This window comes from Mycobacterium sp. KBS0706 (assembly GCF_005938675.2).
Lineage (GTDB): Bacteria > Pseudomonadota > Alphaproteobacteria > DSM-16000 > Inquilinaceae > Inquilinus.
On the sequence record NZ_VCCH02000006.1, the window covers coordinates 1 to 19,271 of the forward strand.

The window sequence follows — 19,271 nt, forward strand, 5'->3', positions numbered from 1 at the left end:
CGAAAGCCTGACCGCGACCCATCGGAACAGGAGACGACCATGAGCCTGTCGCTGGACCATGTGGTGATCGCCGTCCGGGACTTGGAGCGCACCGTCGCCGACTACGAGGCGCTCGGCTTCACCGTGGTGCCGGGCGGGGAGCACACCCATGGCGCCAGCCACAACGCGCTGATCGTCTTCTCCGATGGCGCCTATATCGAGCTGATCGCCTTCCGGCGTCCGAACCCGGAGTTCCGCTGGTGGCGGGTGCTCAGCGAGGCCGGTGATGGCCTGGTCGATCTTGCCCTGCTGCCCGGTGACATCGCGGCCGATGTGGCGGCGGCCAAGGCGCGCGGCCTCGAGTTCGAGGGCCCGACCGATGGCGGCCGGCTGCGACCGGATGGCGAGCGGCTGGAATGGCGCACGGCGCGGGCCGCGACCTCGGACCTGCCCTTCCTGTGCGGCGACGTCACCCCGCGCCGGCTGCGGGTGCCGGAGGGCGATGTCCGCCGCCACGCCAACGGGGCGCTCGGCGTCGCCGGTATCGAGGTAGCGGTGGAGAACACCGAGGTCAGCGCCTGGCGCTACGGCGCCCTGCTCGGCATCGCCGCCGCGCCCGGCGCGCCCATCGATCTCGGCGACGGCCAGTCCGTCAGCCTGCTCGGCCCGGACCGTGCCGCGGCAGCGCTGGCGGCGCGCGGCGAGGGGCCGGTGTCGCTGACGCTGCGCGTCGCTCCCGGCAGGGCTGTGGGCGATCTCGACCCGGTGCGCACCCAGGGCGTCCGCATCACCCGGGCCGAAGGTTAAGCCGCCATTCGAGGAATTCGGCGCCCAACGATACCTGCAAGCCCTCATCGCAAGACGAGGGCTTGTCTGCTTTGGGGGGCTGAAAGCAGACCAGCAGAATCAACCTCTTGCGCCGACAGGTTCAAATCACCCGGGGCAACCGGGCGATGCAACAGGATCACGGTCGGGTCTGGCCGCCGAGCTGGGTGATTCGGTTGCCGCTGCCGGCGTCCACGATCGAAGGAGTCTCGGTTCTCTCCTTCCAGAAGACCTGGTTCTGCGATCCGGACACGGTCAGCGTGGCGCCGGCGGCAAGCTCGATCGAGACGAAGTTGCGGTCGCCTTCGAGGATCAGCGAACGGCACTTGCCGGCGAGGCTGTAGCGCTGGTCGTCGGCGCGAATGACGACGTCGCGGTCGGCGCAGGCGATCGGCTGACGTTCGGCCGCGCTCTGCAGGATCAGGATCTCCGCCTGCGACGGAGCGCAGGGAACAATCGAAAACCCGAGCACGGCTGCGATGCCGGAGATCATCCGGGTCGTCCGTTGACTTTTGATCGCGGTCATCGGCTCTCCTCCCTTCGTTGCCGGTGGGGCCGCGCCGTTCGGTCCGATCGGACGCGATCTGCGGCAGGTTCCGACAGGATTGTACAAGGATACTGTGCCTGGCGTGGGAACGGATGAACATTGTCCGCATCGGATTATGTCACCGGATGGGCGCGGTGCCTTCATTTCCGGAACGCGACGAGCAGAACGGCCTTCAAGGCCTGGCCGGTCTCGAGGAACGGCATCGGGTCGACAGGGACATCCCTGCGCCGGATCTCGTAGTGCAGGTGAGGACCGGTCGACTCGCCCGTGGAGCCGAGGGTGCCGACCACGGTCCCGGCCGAGACCGGGGCGCCGGCAGCGACGGCGAGCGACTGCATATGCGCGTATCGGGTGACCAGCCCGTCGGTATGCTGGATCTCCACCATGTTGCCGTAGCCGCCGGCGAGCCCCGATCGCAGGACGCGGCCGGCACCGGTGGCGAAAATCGGGGTTCCCGCCGGGGCGACGAGATCGACGCCCGTGTGCAGGATCGTCAGGCCGGTGATCGGATGGACGCGCACGCCGAAGGGGCTCGACTTCTGGTAGGCGACGCGCAGCGGCGTCGCCAATGGCAGCCCCGGCAGCCGGGCCGCCAGAAGGCGGGCATGGGCGTCGAGCGCCGCGGGCGAGAACGGATCCGCGATCAGGGCTGGGCCGGCCGCCGGTGGCAGGTCGAGCCGGTCCAGGGCACTGTCGATCGCCGTGACCGCCAGGGCCAGGCGCACGGTCTGCGCCAGGCGCCGATCAGTGGCTGCGATATCGGCCGATGGCAGGCCGAGCGCCGCAAGGTCCATGTCGGGCGCGGCGACCAGGGCGGACGGCGCCGTCCGCACCGGCCCGGGCCGGTACGACAGCGCCAGGCCGACCGCCGCGACCGTGACCACGGCCAACGCCCCGACGCCCAGGAGGAGCGGGAGTGGTGCCCGTCCGGCGGGACGGGTACGTCCATCCGCGGGAGGTCGATGGCGCGACGGCGATGCCGGCTGTCCTGCGTCGGCATCGGGGTCGGTCCGGACGGCCAGCACGAGCACCGCCGGCTGACGCGATCCCAGGGTGCCGGCGTGCGCCGCCAGCCGGCGGGCCGCGGCATTGGGCGGCTCGTGCAGCAGGGATGCATCGTCCGGCTGTGTCGTGTCGGCCGACAGATCGCAGGAGGCCAGGACCAGCCGGTCTGTTGCTTCCAGGCGGATCTGCGCCACCTCCGGCTGGGAGGTCCTCTTTCCGGATTGCGACCGCCCGTTGAAGGGAAGCGCGGCGAGACCGTCCGGCCCGAGGCGATAAAGGCCGCCTTCGCCGGTCCGGAAGCACATCACATGCGGCAGGCTGACAATCGCGGCCAGGATCGACACGCCCTCGGATTGCCGGCGGGACTGCTGCCGGTGACCGGACCGAAGCGCCTCCCGCTCGACCCGCCGGTGAACGGCCCGGGCCAGCTCCGCCGGGCCGAGCCCGGCCGGCAGCGCTGCGAGATCGCGCAGCACGGCGGCGGCCTCGTGGCGAAGATCCGGCGCCTCGCCTTCCGGCATGGCCAGCGCCCAGAGGCCGATCTCCGGCCGGCACAGGGCGTCAGGCGCCCCGGCGATGCCGGCGTCGCAGGCGGCGCGTGGATCCGCGCCCGGCCGGGGAGCCGCCGCCCGCATCAGTCGAGGGGTGACGCTGATGGCGGCGCGTCGCCCGGCAGGCCGCCGGCCGAATCGACCAGCGGGCGCGCGGCGTCGATCAGCGCCGCGAAGCCGGGCAGATCCGCGCCGTCGCCGGCGAGAAGCCAGGCGTAGCGGCGGTCGATCGCCGACCACGGCCTCATGCCGCCGACAGCCTCGGCCAGGGCCGCAAGCCGCGCTGCATCCGGACTGCTCGCCCGGTCGAACAGCGTGGCCTGGCGTGCGGCGATGGCGAGGCGCAGGAGCGGGCCGGGCGATCGCGTCAGCGCGTCGATGACCTGGCCGGCGCTGCCGGGCTCGGCGCGGGCCGGCAGGATCTCGAGATCGTCCAGAAGACCGTCCCAGGCCCTGGCCGCGTCGTCGAGATAGAGCCCGAGCACGGTCGCGACGAGCGTGCGCCCGACAGTCTCGGGCTGCCCGCTCCCGCCCAGCACCCAGGCATCGGCCTGCAGCGCGCCGGAAAGATCGGCCAGCGCCGGCGCCATCACCCGATGGAAACCCTCCGCGGTGAGCAGGCCCGGGATCGGCGTGGCAAGCGAGGTTCCGGAGCGACGGGCCAGCGCCCAACCATCGGCACCGAGGACGAGATCGGCGCGGAACGGCGGCAGCGCCTGGGCAGCCTCGGAGCTGCGGATTGCGGCGTACGCCCGGACCGACAGCGGCGTCTGCCGCAGGCGGGCCCGGACCCGGTCGATCGCCGAAGCATCCACCGCGGGCACGAGGCGCGGTTCCATGGCCAGGGCCTGCTCCAGGTGGCGCGCCAGCCGCTCGCGCCGGTCGGGGGCGGGCTCGGTGACGGACCAGTCGATCGAGGCCCAGAGGCGGACGAGATCGTCCTGTCGCGAGACGCTCGCGTCGCCGAGGGCGAGGACCGCTTTCAGCCCCTCGAAGGCGAGCTCGGGCGCAATGTCGGGGCGCTCGATCCGCTCGAGGATGCGGCTGGCCAGCCGCCCGAGAAGCCCGTCGCGCAGCAGGTCGCGATCCAGCCGCCGGGTCTCCGCCCGAAGATCGTCGAGGGTCGCGGCGTTCAGGCTCGCCCGTCGCCACCAGGCGGGCGGCGCGCCGGCGAGCGGGGAGGCGGAGAGACGGTCGAGGGCGTCGAGGGCGACGGCAGGATCGTCTGGGGACGCCGCGGCGTCCGGGGCGGTGGCGCGAGCTTCCGCGATCGCCGACCGCGCATCCGCGGCGAGCCGCTCATTGGCGATATGGATGGCGGCGAGGAGAGCGGCGGCGGCGAGCCCGCCCCCCAGCACCGCCATCCATGTCCGCCGCCGGGTCATCGGGTCAGGTCGTCGACGAGGCTTTGGGGATCGGCAGCGCCGTTGTCGCGCATCCGCTGCATGTGCAGCACGAAGATGTCGACATAGGGCAGCAGCGCGTCCGAGCCGCGGGCATGCAGCTCTGCCTTCAGCGTCGGCACCTGCGCCTGGACCACCTCGTCCGAATAGTCGCCGGAGGTGCTCAGCACGGTGTCGACATAGATCTCGCGCGAGGTGCGCACCGTGTCCTCCAGCCCCGAGCGCTGCCGCTCCATCTGCTGCATCTGCGCCTCGGCGTCGCCGAGCGCCTTGCGGGTCTGGGCATCCTGACGCCGCGACTGCAGCTGCCGCAGGGCAGGGCGCGCCACCTGCTCGATCGCTTGGCCCACGGCCAGCAGGCGCTGCTGATCGGTGCGCAGCTTGTTGCCGAGCAGCGCACCGACATTGACCAGCGACCGGACCGTCCGGTTCCGGGCGTCGTTCCGGTCCACCAGGGCTTCCCGGATCGATTGCCCGACGCCGCGCAGCTCGGTCTTGACGGCCTCGTCCCCGGCCTCGTCGGCCAGGCGATCCAGCGTGCTCAGGGCCGCGTCCTCGCGGCGGGCGTTCGCCGGGCTTTCGCTCGACGACGGCATGGCGCGCCATTCGCGCTCGATCTCCGCCAGCCTCTCGGGCGAGGTGATGACCGGTGCGGCCACCACCAGGCGAAGCCCGAGCTGGCGGGTCTCGGTGGCCTTGCCGCTGCCGCCGGCGTAGTAGGGCATCTCGACGCGCATGCCGGAGCGGATCTGGTCGAGCGGCATGGTGAAGTCGCCGCCGCGGACGATGAAGCCGCCAGCCTGGCCGTGCAGCCGGCCGCGCCGATTCAGCCGGAATGGCTCGAACATCATCTCCGACGCGTTGCCCAGGACGTCGTGCAGGCCGAGCGGATTGGGCTTGAGCAGGCCGATCGGATGCAGCTTGCCTTCCGCCGACCCGGTGCCCTGGTACCAGAGATATTCGGCCGGAACGCCGCTCGGCATCGGGAACCGCGACGCCAGGAACGTCTCCGAGGAGACCGCCATGCCGCCGCGGGCGGCATACTCCCATTCATCTTCCGTCGGCAGGCGGGTGAAGCCGGGGGTTCCCGATTCCGACGGCAGCACGTCGCGGGCATGGGTGATCAACCACTCGGAATAGCGCTCGCCGAGGGCCACGGCGTCGAACCAGGAGAGCTCGGTTTGCGGCAGCCGCGTCCGCATCGTCGGGTTCGGGCAGTCCCCGCCGGCCAGCGCATCCCACTGCGCGCGGGTGACCTCGTATTTGCCCATCAGGAAGTAGCGGACGCCCGGCGTCGCCGCGTCGGTGAAGGAGCCGGCGATGACCTCGAAGCGGCGGTCGCTGAGGAAGCCAAGCTCCGGCTGGGCGTCGCCGAGCTGGACCCGGACGTCGTCGAGCACGCCGGCCGAGGGCAGGTCGATGCGCCGGAAGGCCATGGCGCCGCCGCAGGGCAGGGGCAGGACGATGTCGCCGGGCGCCGGCGACGGGTTGTAGGCATCCTCGGGCCAGGTGATGGGCTCGGCCGCCCGGACCGGGGCGGCGATCGCCAGCCAGGCTGCGAGTCCCAGAAGCGCGGCTCGCAGCGGCCGGACCGGTCGATCACACATCACGAAGTCCCTCGGACGGTTGGATGCGGGCGGCGAGCAGGCCGCCCCAGCTCGCCGACAGCAGCGCGGCCAGGATGGTCGCCGCCGCGGCGACGCCGAAATGGACCAGCAGCAGCCGGCAGATGCGTTCCCCGGGCTGCAGGCTGCCGGCGAAGATGCTGTTGAGCGCTGTGGCCGCGCCCTGGAAGACGATGCCGGCGAGGGCCACGCCGAGCACCGCGATCAGCACCGCCTGGACCACCGGGAAGGCGACCAGAGACCGTGTCGGCAGCCCGATCAGCCGCAGCATGGCGAGATCCCGCCGCTTGCGCTCGACATGGCCGCGCAGGCTGGCGGCGAGGGACACCAGGTAGCCGAGCGCGCCGCAGCCGGCGATCAGCCAGAAGGCGATGCCGAGATTGCGGTCCAGCAGCTGCATCTGCGCGATGTCGGCGGAGGCGGTGCGGACCTCGATGCCGCGTTCCTTGAGCCGCGCCTCGATCGCGGCGACGTCGTAGATCGAGCGGGCATAGAGGCGGAACCGCGCGAACACGCGGTCCGCGGCCGGTGGCGCGGCGCCGGCCCAGCCCCGGTCGGCGACGGCGAGACCGTCCCGCCAGTCCTCGGTGGCGGTGAGGAGGTCGAGCGGCGCCAGCAGGCCGTCGGCCGGCGCGATCGGCGCATCGGTGACGCCGGCGACGGCGAGGGTCAGGCGCTGCGCCTCGAGGCGGCCGTCGCGCTGCCGCGTGATCTCGGCGATGAGCCGGTCGCCCGCGACCGCGCCGAGGCTGTCGGCGAGCCGGCGTCCAAGCACGACCGCATCCCCGGCCGGCGGCGCGTTGCCGGCGAGCAGCGGGTCGCCCGGCCCCGAGGGCAGCAGCGCGACGCCGGAGAGGGGGCGGCCGTCGCCATCCGCCTTGCGCAGCCGGGTGAAGCTGGCGGCGATCGAGCGGGTCGCCGGCACGATGAAGGCGATCCCGTCCTGTCCGGCCAGGTCGCGGAAGAACGCGGCGTCGAAGCGGGCGCTGCCGGCCGGCACGATCTCGCGGTTGCGCGGATCCTCGATCAGCCGCTGGGCCAGGGTGTCGATCAGGCCGAAGCGCATGCCGAACAGGACCAGCAGCGGCGCCAGCACCGCGGTCAGGCCGAGCACCTGGCACAGCACGATCCGCCAGTCGTGGCCGAAGTCCCGGGCGGCGAGGTTCGCCGCGAGCGCGATCCGTCCCATGACCGGCTCAGGTCCAGAAATAGGCGCGCACGGCATCCCGCTCGCGCCGCAGGGCGTGGCCGAAGGTCCGGTACCCGCCGGCCTCGGTCCTGGCCCAGTCATGCGAGGCGATGATGGCCGTGGTCTTCAACTGCTGGACGGTTTCGATCAGCAGGCCGAACACCTGCTCCGCCGTCGGCGGGTCAAGCGACGCCGTGGGCTCGTCCGCCAGCAGGATGTCGGGCCGGTGGGCGAGGGCGCGGGCGATGGCGACGCGCTGGCGCTCGCCGACCGACAGGCTGCGCGGCTGGACGTCGAGCAGCCTTGCGATGCCCAGCCGGCGCGCCAGGGCGCGCAGATGCCCCGGGTCGTGCCGGCCGGCGACGCGGGCGGTCAGGGCGATGTTCTCGCCGACCGTCAGATAGGGCAGCAGCCCGCCGGTCTGCAGCACGTAGCCGATGCTGTCGGCCCGCAGTGCGGCGAGGGCGTCGTGCCGCCGGCGGCGCCATAGCAGTGCCAGGTCGACCGGGGAGCCCTTGCCGCCGGCGAGGTGAAAGGCGCCGGCGCTGTCGGGCGCCAGGGTGCCGCCCAGCAGGTCCAGCAAGGTCGACTTGCCGGAGCCGGACTGGCCCGCCAGGAACCAGATCTCGCCGCGCTGGACGACGAGGTTGCTGACATGCAGCTCGAAGGCGGCAGTCCGGCCGCCGCGGCGCAGCGTCACGTCGCGCAGGGCATAGACCGGCGGGGGCGCCAGGACGTTCATGGCAGGGCGTCGAGCGGGATCGGAGAGACCGCCTCGCCGCCGCTGCGGTCGCCGTCGAGGGCGATCCACAGGTCGGTGTTGTCGTAGATCTGCCGGTACAGCGTGACCTTGGCCTCGAGGTCGTCGAGGAACTGGCGCTGCTGGCCGAAGCTCCAGGACAGCCAGTCGTCCTCGCTCAGCTCCATGATCCGGCTGCGGTAGGGCAGGCCCTCGAGGTACTCGCCGATCAGGCCGAGATCGGCCAGCCGGCGGGCATTCTCGCCGCCCACGCCCTCGGGCCGCCGGGCCATGGTCGCGGCGGCGCTGCGCAGCTGGCGGAAGAAGTCGTTCGGCGCCACCCGCGTCGACTCGCCCGCGTCGATGATCGCCTTCAGCGTCGCCTGCAGGTCCGACAGCTGGTTCCGGGTGATCAGGACCCGGACGTCCAGCGTCTTGCGGGCCGGGTTGGCGATATCGCGGTCGGAGACCCAGGCCGAGAACAGGCGGGGTGGCTGGTCCCCCTCCATCCGGCCGAGATAGGCGAGCTGCATGGCGCGGCCGACCAGGCCGGCGCGGGCGAAGGCGCTGTCGCTCGCCTCCGCCGGGGATAGCGCCGCCGGCGGGGCCTCGCCTGCGACCTGGGTGTCCGTATCCATCTGCCGGAGGATCGTCTCCGAGATCCGGTCGATCACCGTGCCGAAGGTGCGGACGTCGCCGCCCTCGATCGGGAAATACAGGCTGCCGATATTCGGATAAGCGGTCATCGGCGTGTAGGCGTCCTCGGCGGCCTGATGATCCGCCTTGCCGGCCGGCGTCTTCAGATGGATCACCATCAGCGCCGCGCCCTTGGACTGGGCGAGCAGGCGCAGCTGGTCCGGGTCGAGATGGGTCGAGGAATAAGGATCGCTGGCGCGGCGCGGGCTGGCGTCGGTGACCAGCACGACGAAGCGACCGGCGACGTCGGTCCAGTCGATGTCGTCGAGCGCGGCCTTGACGCCGGCCAGGGCATCCTCGCGGAAATCGAGATTGTCCGCCGTCGAGGCCGATGCGGCGTCGAGACGCTCGAGGAACGACGCCCGGTCGTGCCCGTCGGCCAGGGTCGCGAACACCTTGGTGATGTAGCCGTCGGGCGAACCGTCAGGCATCACGTCGCGGAAGCCGACGAGGCCGAAGCTGACCCGGTCGCCCTCCTCGGACGCCGCGAGCTTCCCGGTCAGCGCCTCGATGGTGGCGCGGGTGCGGGCGACATAGGGCTCCATCGACACGGTGGTGTCGACGACGAAGACGACGCCGGCGCGATACCCCTCCAGCAGCTTGGCCGCGACCCGGGGATCGGGCTTGGCCGGCTCGGCCTGTTCGGGCTTCTCCTGCAGCGATGTCGCCGCGACCTGGAGAGCCAGCCCCGAGAAGCCGCTGGCGAAATAGCCGTCGGTCCAGTTCAGGATCGGTAGCAGGTAGAAATTCTTGGCGGGGTCGATCCAGGCCGACGGTTCGATCGCCGTGATCGGGCTGTCCGGGGGCAGCGCGCCGGTTTCGGCGGCCTGGCGCAGCGTCGCCGCCCGGGTGCCGGCGTCGGGTGATTCCATCAGCGTCAGAAGTGGATCGGACTCCTTGAAGAACAGGGCGCGGTCGCGATTCACCGGGTTGGTGAACAGCACGACCATCGTCTGCTTCCAGTCGATCGCCTCCGCGGCCGGGATCCACCCCAGCGTCCGCCCGCCCGGGGTCGTGCCGATCTCGATCCAGTCGGCGTCGCCCCTCTTCGCCCGGCCATAGACGAAGAGCATGGACAGGGCCGGGATCTCGGGGCTCGCCGAAGCTTGGCCCGGCGTGGCCACGGGCTTCGCGCCCGGCCGGGTGAGAACGCGCTGCCACAGGCTCGTCGTTCCCGGCATCAGCAGCGGCGTCCGGGCTTCCGCTGGTGCGGACGGGGTCTGCGCCGCCGCTCCGCCGGCGAAGACCGCCGTCGACAGCCCGAGCGCGAGGCCGACGGCAAGGATGCGGGCGAGGGGAGCCATTCGGGTCATGGTTCGGAACCTGCGTTGCCGAGGGCCTGGAGGCGCGGCCGGGCCTCGTCCATCCCCCGCTCCAGGGCGGTCGCGTAGAACTCCCGCGCCTTGGCCGGGTTCGGAGCGGTGAAGGGGTGGGGGCCCTGGTCCCAGGAGTCCGGGTCGTAGAAGCGGGCGATGCCGAGCGCGGCCTCGCCGCTACCACGCCGCGTGGCCTCTTCCCACAGGACGAGTGCGGTGTCCGCGTCGCGCTTCTCCTGCAGGAAGCGCTGCCCGGCCAGATACAGGTCGCGCGGCGGCAGGTCCAGGAGCCGGGGCAATTGCTGCCGGTCCGGCGGCGGGGCGGGATCCTGGCGGCCCCCGGTTCCGGCCTCGGCCGGGGCCTCCGCTTTCGGTGGCACCGGCACCGACTGCTCCGGCACCGGCTGCACCGGTTTTGGCCGTGCCAGTTCACGCCGCGCCGGCTCCGATGGCACCACTTCGATGGCAGGCCTGGATGCGGCCGCCGATGGCTGCGGTGGTTGCGGCAACGGCGGTGCGGGCGCGGTCGGCTGCCATTGCCACCAGAGCCCGCCGGCGGCCGCGGCCAGGACGAGGCAGAGGAGGGCTGCGACCACGGCGACCCGGCGCCGCGGTCTCCGGGCCGGTGGTGCCGACCCCTGTCCGGCGGCGAGGATGATCTCCCGCATCGATTGCGGCCGGTCGAGCGGGTCGGGCTCGAGCATTCTCGCGATCTGGGGGGCGAGGCTCGGCGGCACGCCATCGAGCTGCGGAACGCTGCGGCGGGCGTTGACCACCGCCATCATCGACCGACCCATCTCCAGCGGCCGGCCGCGGGCGGCGGCGGCGAGCACGAGGCCGAGGCTGTAGATGTCGGACCGCGAATCGACCTGGGCGCCGAACAGCCCGACCTGCTCCGGCGACGCCCAGGAGAACTTGCCGGCGAAGGCGCTGCCGACCACGGTCTGGGCGTCCGGATCGGAGAGCTTGGCGATGCCGAAATCGATCAGCTTGGCGCCGCCGAGCCGGCCGTGCTCGAGCAGGATGTTATCGGGGGACAGGTCGCGATGGCTGATGCCGATGTCATGCGCCTCGGCGAGCCCGGAGGCGAGGCGGTCACGCAGGGCGCCGACCTCCTCCGGCGTCAGCGGCCCGTCGCGCAGCCTCTCGCTCAGGGACGGGCCGTCGACATACTCCATGACGAGGTGGAGGCGCCTCGACTCGTCGCGGAACAGCCCGTCATAGCTGACGATGCCGGCGTGCCGGATCTTGCGCAGCGATTCGGCCTCGCGCAGGAACAGGGCGACGATCGATTCATCGCCCATCAGCTCGGGCAGGATGATCTTGATGGCGTGCCGCGTCCGCTGGTCGATGTGCTCGGCTTCGTAGATCTCGCCCATGCCGCCGCGGCTGATCAGCCGGACGATGCGGTAGGTGAACAGCACGGTCGCGCCGGGCGACAGCTCGGTCGCCGACCTTGGCTCCCGTGACGGCTCCTGCGTGGTCGGTTCGGCCGTCCGGAACGGGTCTTCCGGCCGACGCTCGGGTCCGGCGGTCACGACCAGCCTCCATTCGGCCGGCGTGGCGGTACGGTGCGCTCCTCTTCGTCCTCGCAGGCCAGGATCACGACGGTGACGTTGTCCGGCGCGCCCCGGCCCAGCGCCAGGTCGACCAGACCGCTGGCCGCCTGGTCCGGCGGCATGGCGTCGAGCAGGTTGGCGATCTCGCCTTCGGAGACGACGCGGGTCAGGCCGTCACTGCACAGCAGGAAGACGTCGCCCGGCAGCACGACGCTCCGCTCCATCTCCAGCTCCAGCGCGTCCGAGGCGCCCACCGCCCGGGTGATCACATTGGACTGGGGATGATGCAGGGCCGCTTCCGGCGACAGCACGCCGCTGTCGACGAGCTCCTGCACATAGGAATGGTCCCGCGTGATCTGCCAGAGCTGCCGGTCGCGCAGCAGATAGAGGCGGCTGTCGCCGGCCCACAGGCAGACGAAGCGGCCGGCATGGACCATCAGCACGATGGCGGTGGACCCGGTCGTCGCGCCGGTCTGCTCCGCCTCCCGCCGCAAGGCGTCGTGTACCTCGGACAGCCGGGCGTGGACGTCGCCCATGAAGGCGGCTCCGGATTCGGGGAGCTGCACCCGGTCCAGGGCCTCGACGATCATCCGGCTCGCCTGGTCGCCGTTCCGATGGCCGCCCATGCCGTCGGCCACCGCCCACAGGCCGGTCTCCGGCTTGGACAGGAACGCGTCCTCGTTGTGACGCCGCACCGCGCCCGCATCGGTGCGGCCGGCCGATCGGAACTGGAAGCGCTTCACTGCGCGGGCTCCGTGGCCAGGCGTGCCCTCATGAACGCGCGGGGCCAGGCCGCGGGCGGCGGCAGCCCGTCGCCGGCGAGGTACCAGCCCTGCGCGGCCGGCCCGGTCCAGAACCGGGCCTGAGCCGCCAACGGTGCTGTCCCCAGGCGCAGCGCGGCGATGCCCAGCCCGTCGGCCCCCAGTCCGTCGGACGAGGACAGCGATGTGCCCCACCAGCCGTCGCCGATCTCGACCGGCGACGGCTCCTCCTCCGTCAGCGGCGGGGGGCCGAGGCGCTCGACTGCGGCTTCCCATGCCTCCGGCGCCGTGGCGTCGTCGAGCGCGGCGAGCGCGGTCCGTTCCAGCACGTCGAACCATCCGGCGGCGAGCAGCGGCGCCTCAGGCCCCGGATCGACATCGAGCGGCGAGGCCAGGGTGAGGGGAAAATAGCGCCCGACCCGGTCGACACTGGGCATCAGAAGCCCCGCCATCGCAGCAGGGCCTGCGCTGCCCGCCGGCAGCAGGAACCGCCAGACCGGCGCCGTCAGGAAGCTGTCCAGCCAGACCTCGCCGAGGGCCTCGCGCGTCGCCGCCATGCCGCGCTGCAGCCAGTCGTCCCAGGGCTCGACGAAGCTGTGGGGCAGCCGGCGGGTGACGAAGTCCCCGAGCCACGGCAGCTTGCCGAAGATGCCGGGACTCTCTGCCCCCGGGATCAGAAGGCCTGCGGACATTGGAACTCCCTCAGCTGCGGCAGCGTGAAGGGGCTGAGGACGCTGGCGGTGCGGATCTCGAAGGTGGCGCTGTCCTTGCCCTCGCTGATGGTGAGGCGGAACCGGTCGCTGGCCGAGGCGCCGGCGATCCGGGACCGGTCGACCAGCCGGAACAAGGCCCAGGGGCCGTCCAGGGTGATGCCGCCGCTCGGCGAGCCGTCGACGGCGGTGAAGGAAACGCGGACCTGGCCGGCCCCGGTGCCCGGCCAGCGCATCGACACCGGGCGGACCGGGCCATGGTCGTAGGAGACGGTCTGGCCGTTGATGTCGACCGTCACGCTCGCCGCCTCGGGCGACAGGTCGACGGGCTCGATCTCGAAGCCGATGCTGGGCTGCGTCCCGCCCTGCGGGAAGAACGCGTCGCGGATCCGGGCGGCCTTCTCGAACTGTGCCAGCGTGCTGTCGGCGATGCCGAGATCGACATTGTTCAGCTTGGCCCAGCGCCAGGGGTTGCGGGAGGTGTCGGCATACTGCGCGAGGTTGCTGGAGAAGAAGCCGTCGATCAGCCCGCCGGGGGCGAACAGCCGGCCGAAATCGTCCAGCTTCACGTCCTGCCGGGCGCCGCGGGCGAGCGGATAGCGTCCGGCCAGCGCCGTCTGGCACAGCGGCCGGCCCGTGGTGTTCCAGTCGGCGTTCAGCGTCTGCCGGGCCCCGCCGATGGTGACGTTGGAGGTGGCCTGGGCGATCTGCTCCGCCCAGCCGCGCATCGCCTCCGGCGCGCGGCCGGCCGAGGCGGTGAGCTGCTGCGCCAGGGCAGCCAGCTCGGCATTGGCCGCGACCCCGGCGGCGCCGGGCGTCATGGCGCTGCGGTTCATCTGGCGATAGACGTCGGCCAGCGTCCGGATCATGTCGTCGAGCGGTGCCGCGGCACCGTTCGGGCCTTCGACGAAGGCGTGCAGGTCGCGGAACCGCTCCTCGACATAGGCGCCCGGCAGCGGGGCCGAGTCCGTCGACGCCGAGGCGGCGGCGCCGAGGCGCGTCCGGGCATAGTCCTGGGCCAGCAGCGACGCCAGCCGGCCGCCCATGCCGAAGCGGTTCTGCGCCGCGGTCTCGACCTGGGCGCCGACGACGTTGGCGGCCTGCTTCTGCCCGGCGCTCATCTCCGGCGCGGCCTGCCCCGCGGCGGGAGCCGGGGCCTCCTTGGTCAGCGCGGTTTCCTGTGCCGCTCCACGCAGGATCGCGGCCAAAGGCGACCCAGGGCCGGACAGGATGTTCAGGACCTCGACCGCATGCTCCCGGCTTTCGAACGGAACGACGCGGATGTCGGCCAGCAGCGCGTTCCAGGCCGAGATGTAGTCGTTGTAGTACAGCTGCAGCGCATCGCTGGCGATCCGCGCCACGGCCGCGTCGTCGGGCGTGCCGGCCGCCGCCTGCGGATCGGTCACCCAGCGGTCCGAGGCCACCAGGCGGGCCGCGTTCTCGACCTCGGTCAGGACCACGTCGTGGAAGCCGCGATAGGTGAAGATCCCCGACACGCCCTCCCCAAGACTCTTGTTCGAGGCCCGGACCAGGGCGCGCGGGGTCTCGGGCCCGCCATGGTCGCTCACGGTCCAGATCGGCAGGGCTGCGGCGTCTGGGCTGGCGGCGAGCAGCGTATAGGCGCGCTGTGCCGGAGGCGTCGCGGCGATGATCCCGCGCACCCGCTCCACCAGCCGGCCGTCGATCCCGATCCCGGCCAGGGGCCGCTCGAGCAGCGCGGCCGTGTGCGCCTCGACCGATTGGCGGAGGGCGGCGTTCTGCTCTCCGGGATAGCGCTGCGCTAGGTCGATGCGCAGCCATTCGAGGATGGTGGCAGCATCCACGTCGGGCGCCTTGCCGCCGAGCATCAGGTAGCTCTTCAACGCGACATAGGCGAGGTCGGAGGGCTGCTGCACGCTGCGCAGGATGTCCTCCAGCCGGAGCACCAGCCGCGGCAGCAGGACGGTGTTCAGGGCATGCCGATAGGCCTGGACGGTGCCCTGGGACAGGGTGTCGCCCTGCCACAGTCCGAACCGCAGCTCCCACGGCGCCGGATCGTCCTGCCGCTCGTAGCCGGTCGGCGCAGCGCGCAGGGCGTCGAGGGCGGGCAGGACGGGAGCCAGGTCGGCGTCGCGGACCGGCCCGCTGGTGTCGCCCAGCTTCGCGGCGTAGCCGTCGAGGCCGTCCTGCGCCGAGGCGATCAGCGTCCGGTTGCCGAGATAGCTGACGGTCCAGGCCGCGACCAGGCCAACCACGACCACGGCGGCGGCGGTCGTCGCACCCCAGCGGATCCAGCGCAGGCGGCGTTCGAGCCGCGGATTGGTCGAGACGATGTCGGCTTCGGCGAAGACCACCTTGCGCAGCAGGTCGGTCAGGAAATAGCTGCGGCCGCGGCCATGCGCGGCTGCCATCTGCTGGCGATCCAGCCCGAACGACCGGGCCATCGCCCCCATCAGCCGGTCGAAGGGCGTTCCCTCCTGAGTGCCGCTGGTGAGATAGACGCCCCGCAGCAAGGGCCTGGCATCGTAGCGGCTGGGGCGGAACGCCTCGGTCAGGAACTCGTGCAGCGCCTCGCGCATCGAGGCGACCTGGGCCGGGAAGCCGTAGACCAGGCTGCGATGCTGGATGTCCGGCTCCTGGTGCAGCCGCTCGACGACGCGGTCGTTGAGCCGGTCGACCAGCAGGTCGAACTCGTGCAGGAAGTCCGGGACGACGCCGGTCTCACCCTTGCCCTCGTCGAGGGTGAAGGTGACGCCCCACACCTGCTCGCGGTCCTCGCGGCCGAGATTGTCGAAGAACTCGGAGAAGCCGGCCAGGAGGTCGGCCTTGGTGAACAGCACATAGATCGGGAAGCGGACGCCGAGCTCGTCCGTCAATTCCTGCAGCCGCTGGCGGACGGCGCGGGCATGGGCCAGGCGCTCGCTGTCCGGCATCAGCGCGACGTCGGAGATGCTGACGCAGACGATCGCGCCGTTGATCGGCTGGCGCGGGCGATTCCGCTTGAGCAGGCCGAGAAAGCCCTTCCAGGCCGCGGCGTCGCGCGCGGCGTGGCTGTCCTGGGTGGTGTAGCGGCCGGCGGTGTCGATCAGCACCGCCTCGTTGGTAAACCACCAGTCGCAGTTCCGGGTGCCGCCGATGCCGCGGATGGCGTCCTGGCCCTGGCCGGTGCGGTCGGCGAGCGGGAAATCGATGCCCGAGTTCAGCAGCGCCGTGGTCTTGCCGGCGCCGGGCGGGCCGATCAGGACGTACCAGGGCAGCTCGTACAGCCAGCGGCGGCGGCCCTTGCGGCCCAGGCGCGTCTTGCGCAGCACCGCGAGCGCCTCGGACAGCCGGCCGCGGATCGCCTCGATCTCGTCATCCGCCGTGTCGGCCGGGGCGGTATTGTCCGCCGCGACCTCGTCGACCAGCTTCGCGTTCGCCCGCTGGCTGCGCGCGGCGGACCAGGCGATCGCCAAGGCCCAGAGCACCAGCATCGCGGCGATGATGACGACGCGGATGAGCGCGTCCTCGAGCGGCCGCACCTCCGCCACCGCGATCAGCGGACCGACGAACCAGATGATCGTCGACAGCAGCAGCACGCCGACCAGGGATACGAACCAGCGGGCCGTCAGGATGGAGACGATCTTGCGCACTGCGTCAGCCGCCCTTCGTGGGCTTGAGGAGCACCACCTCGATCCGCCGGTTCTGGGCCCGGCCGTCGGAGGTGTCGTTCGGGACCAGCGGGACCGTGTCGGCCTTCGCCTCGACCGAGAAGCGGGGGTCGTCCTGGACACGGTCCGCCAGGATCCGGCGGACCGATTCGGCCCGCGCCAGGGAAAGCTGCCAGTTCGACGGGAAACGCAGGTTCCGGATCGGCTGGTTGTCGGTGTGGCCCTCGACCACGACCTGGCCCGGCTCCGTCTTCAGCGCGTCGCCGATGCGGATCAGGATCGGCTTGCGGTCGTCGGTCACCGTGTCGCTGGCCGAGGCGAAGAGCCCGTTGCCGTTGATCCGCACGCGGGCGCTCTGCTGATCCTCGATGACCGTGACCAGGCCCTCGCGGATCTCCGGCTCGAGAAAGCGCTTGAGGCGGCTGCCCGAGGTCTCCTCGACGACCTTGGGCGCCGGCGGCGGCTCGACCGGCGCCGGCCGCTCGATCACCACCGGACCGACCGGCGGCACCTGGGCGGCCGCCGCCATCACCGGCTGCAGCGTCCCGTCCAGAAGCCATTGATAGGTGAAGAAGGCCCCCAGCAGGATCGCGCCGGCCGCGGCGCCGATGACCCAGAGCGGCACCAGGCGGGACAGCCGCCGCGTCGGGGCGATGCCGGCCCAATGCGGCGACAATGCGCGCTCGCGATGGTCCCGCCGCCGCCGGATGGCGGTGTAGAGCGAGTCCCGGGTCTCCGACAGCCGGGCGGGGCCGCGGGCATCGATCCGGTAGCGCCCCTCGAAGCCCAGCGCCAGGCAGACATAGAACAGCTCGAGGATGTCGAGCGTCCGCTCCGGGTCCCGCATCAGGTGGTCGAGGATGTCGAAGAAGCGCTCGCCGCCCCACGTCTCGTTGTAGAAGGCCGAGACCATCGACTGCTTCGTCCACACGCTCTGGCTGCCCCAGGGCGTGTTCAGGACGAGGTCGTCGATGGTGGCGCAGAGCCCGTAGCGGGCGGCCCGGATCGCGTCGGCCGTGGCGCCCGTCGCCAGCGCGTTGCGCTCGAAGGCGCGGATCTCGGCGATGACGCGCTCGCGCAGCAGCGGCACGTCGCGATGCACGGCTCGGTTCTTCAGCCGCACCGCGAGCGCGAACAGGGGCGTCGCCGCCTGAATGACCTTGTTGACCCCGGTCGGCGCGATCGGCGCCGCGCCGTCGAAGTCCGGCATCGCCACCCCGGCCGCGAGGCGGGGACGGGGCTGAGGGGTCGCGCGCGGCACCAGCGTTTTCTCCCCGTCCCCACCCGGGATGCCGCCGGTGACCACCGCCGCGGGGCGCGCGCCGCCGGGGCGCGGCCGGATCACGGTGCGGTCGGCATCCTGCGGGTCGGCGAACGGATCGTCATCGACCATCGGCTATCCCCGTTGCGCCTTGATGGCCCAGCATTCGAGCTGCAGGTTCGGGAACTCGCCCGAGACATGGACCGCCATGCCGCCGGACGATTTGAGATCGGTCCAGTGGCGGCTGTTCCGGTCCATCTCGAAATAGATCACGCCCGGATGGTAAGGCAGCTGGCGCGGCGCCACCGGCAGCGGCCGGATGGTGATGCCCGGCAGCGCCGCGTTGACCAGGTTCCGGATCTGCTCCACCGGCCCGATCTTGATCTGCGACGGGAAGTGCCGGCGCACCGCCTCGGCCGACACGTCGGCACGGACCGCGAGGATGAAGGCGGCCTGGTCGAGCAGCGTCCGGTCATGGATCGAGGCGACGCGGATGCCGTAGCGACGCTCCTCGAGCGGAATCGGAACGGCGCTCTGCTCGAGCACCGCCGACAGCGCTTGGCGCAGCTCGATCATCACCGCCTGGAAGCAGTGCTGCAGATCGTCGTGGCGATAGGGCGGGAAGGCGACCGGCCGCTTGTCCCGGCCGGTGAAGGTCGAGATCTCCCCCGCCAGCTCGAGCATGGCGGCATAGAGCCGCTCGGGATGGATGCCGGAAGCCGCGGCGACATGGGCGAAGAGGGGTTCGGCGCGGTTAACCAGCTGTAGCAGCAGGAAATCCGCCACCTCGGCCACGCCGCGCGCATCGGTGGCGTTGACCCGACCGGCCAGGGCCTCGCCGCGATGATGCAGCAGCCCGACCAGCTCCGAGACGTAGCCGGACAGGCCGGCCGAGGCGTCATGGGCCAGGCAGGGCGGGATGTACCGGTCGTCGAGCACGATGCTGCGGTCGGCCCGGACCTCGACGACGCGCGCGAGGCCGAGGCAGACATAGCCCGACCGGTCGTCGGTCTCGAGCAGGTATCGCAGCCGCAGCCGGGCCACCTGCAAGGACGCCACGGCCGGGGAGAAGGCGTTCGCGTCGGTCGCCTCGAACTCCGTGGTGGCGTAGCGCGCCGTCGCGTTGGCCTCGTCGTGGTCGATGTCCGGATTCCCCGGCTGCCGGACCGCCACCGCCAAGTAGACGATGGTGTTCTTGGTGTTCTCCGGCACCGTCAGGGGAGCGGGATGATCGGTATCCTCCGGCACGGAGAACGGCGTGCCGTCGTCCAGCACGCCCGACACCGCCGAGACAGCGAACTTGCCGGTGCCGAGCAGGTCGCGGTTGAGCCGCAGCTCGCGGACGCCCCAGCCGTAAGGCAGCAGGCCGGCGACGCGGGCGCGGACCAGCTTCTCGACGTAGCGGTCGAACTGCTGGAAATGGTGGGTGCGGAGGAACATGCCCTCCGCCCAGACGACCTTGTTGTCCCAGCCCAT

Annotated in this window: 14 protein-coding genes; 1 reads left to right on the plus strand and 13 read right to left on the minus strand. The window is 71.9% G+C overall.

Features of this window, described 5'->3' with window-relative positions; translation table 11 throughout:
- Positions 1-39: 39 nt before the first annotated feature.
- Complete coding sequence (locus FFK22_RS04630; protein WP_138890135.1) at positions 40-786, plus strand: VOC family protein; 747 nt, start codon at positions 40-42, stop codon at positions 784-786.
- Positions 787-943: 157 nt separating this feature from the next.
- Here the strand turns inward: FFK22_RS04630 and FFK22_RS04635 are convergent, their stop codons facing one another.
- The 13 genes from FFK22_RS04635 to tssK form a co-directional block, all read right to left on the minus strand.
- The gene (locus FFK22_RS04635) at positions 944-1,330 is read right to left on the minus strand and encodes a DUF3060 domain-containing protein (protein WP_186002304.1); all 387 of its coding nucleotides are present in this window, start codon (positions 1,328-1,330) and stop codon (positions 944-946) included.
- 161 nt (positions 1,331-1,491) lie between these two features.
- Positions 1,492-2,991, minus strand: coding sequence for a M23 family metallopeptidase (locus FFK22_RS04640; protein WP_138890137.1), 1,500 nt, complete (start codon positions 2,989-2,991; stop codon positions 1,492-1,494).
- Positions 2,991-4,271 (minus strand): ImcF-related family protein, encoded by a 1,281-nt coding sequence (locus FFK22_RS04645; protein WP_186002305.1) that lies wholly within the window; start codon positions 4,269-4,271, stop codon positions 2,991-2,993. The genes FFK22_RS04640 and FFK22_RS04645 overlap by 1 nt, the downstream gene beginning before the upstream one ends.
- 17 nt (positions 4,272-4,288) lie before the next feature.
- The gene (locus tag FFK22_RS04650; protein WP_138890138.1) at positions 4,289-5,917 is read right to left on the minus strand and encodes an SUMF1/EgtB/PvdO family nonheme iron enzyme; all 1,629 of its coding nucleotides are present in this window, start codon (positions 5,915-5,917) and stop codon (positions 4,289-4,291) included.
- On the minus strand, positions 5,910-7,124 hold the full coding sequence (locus FFK22_RS04655; RefSeq protein WP_138890139.1) for an ABC transporter permease: 1,215 nt from the start codon (positions 7,122-7,124) through the stop codon (positions 5,910-5,912). The genes FFK22_RS04650 and FFK22_RS04655 overlap by 8 nt, the downstream gene beginning before the upstream one ends.
- A gap of 7 nt (positions 7,125-7,131) precedes the next feature.
- Positions 7,132-7,866 (minus strand): ABC transporter ATP-binding protein, encoded by a 735-nt coding sequence (locus tag FFK22_RS04660; protein WP_138890140.1) that lies wholly within the window; start codon positions 7,864-7,866, stop codon positions 7,132-7,134.
- Entirely contained in the window at positions 7,863-9,872 is a 2,010-nt protein-coding gene (locus FFK22_RS04665; protein WP_138890141.1) for a vWA domain-containing protein, read from the minus strand. The genes FFK22_RS04660 and FFK22_RS04665 overlap by 4 nt, the downstream gene beginning before the upstream one ends.
- Positions 9,869-11,413, minus strand: coding sequence for a serine/threonine-protein kinase (locus tag FFK22_RS43755; protein ID WP_221938390.1), 1,545 nt, complete (start codon positions 11,411-11,413; stop codon positions 9,869-9,871). Before FFK22_RS43755 ends, FFK22_RS04665 begins: the two co-directional genes overlap by 4 nt.
- Positions 11,410-12,177, minus strand: coding sequence for a PP2C family serine/threonine-protein phosphatase (locus FFK22_RS04675; RefSeq protein WP_186002318.1), 768 nt, complete (start codon positions 12,175-12,177; stop codon positions 11,410-11,412). Before FFK22_RS04675 ends, FFK22_RS43755 begins: the two co-directional genes overlap by 4 nt.
- On the minus strand, positions 12,174-12,887 hold the full coding sequence (gene tagF / locus FFK22_RS04680) for a type VI secretion system-associated protein TagF (protein ID WP_138890143.1): 714 nt from the start codon (positions 12,885-12,887) through the stop codon (positions 12,174-12,176). The genes FFK22_RS04675 and tagF overlap by 4 nt, the downstream gene beginning before the upstream one ends.
- Positions 12,869-16,516, minus strand: a complete 3,648-nt coding sequence (gene tssM / locus FFK22_RS04685; protein WP_138890144.1) for a type VI secretion system membrane subunit TssM — start codon at positions 16,514-16,516, stop codon at positions 12,869-12,871. Before tssM ends, tagF begins: the two co-directional genes overlap by 19 nt.
- A gap of 4 nt (positions 16,517-16,520) precedes the next feature.
- Entirely contained in the window at positions 16,521-17,927 is a 1,407-nt protein-coding gene (icmH, locus tag FFK22_RS04690) for a type IVB secretion system protein IcmH/DotU (protein WP_138890145.1), read from the minus strand.
- Between the two features lie 3 nt (positions 17,928-17,930).
- Positions 17,931-19,271 (minus strand): type VI secretion system baseplate subunit TssK, encoded by a 1,341-nt coding sequence (tssK, locus tag FFK22_RS04695; RefSeq protein ID WP_138890146.1) that lies wholly within the window; start codon positions 19,269-19,271, stop codon positions 17,931-17,933.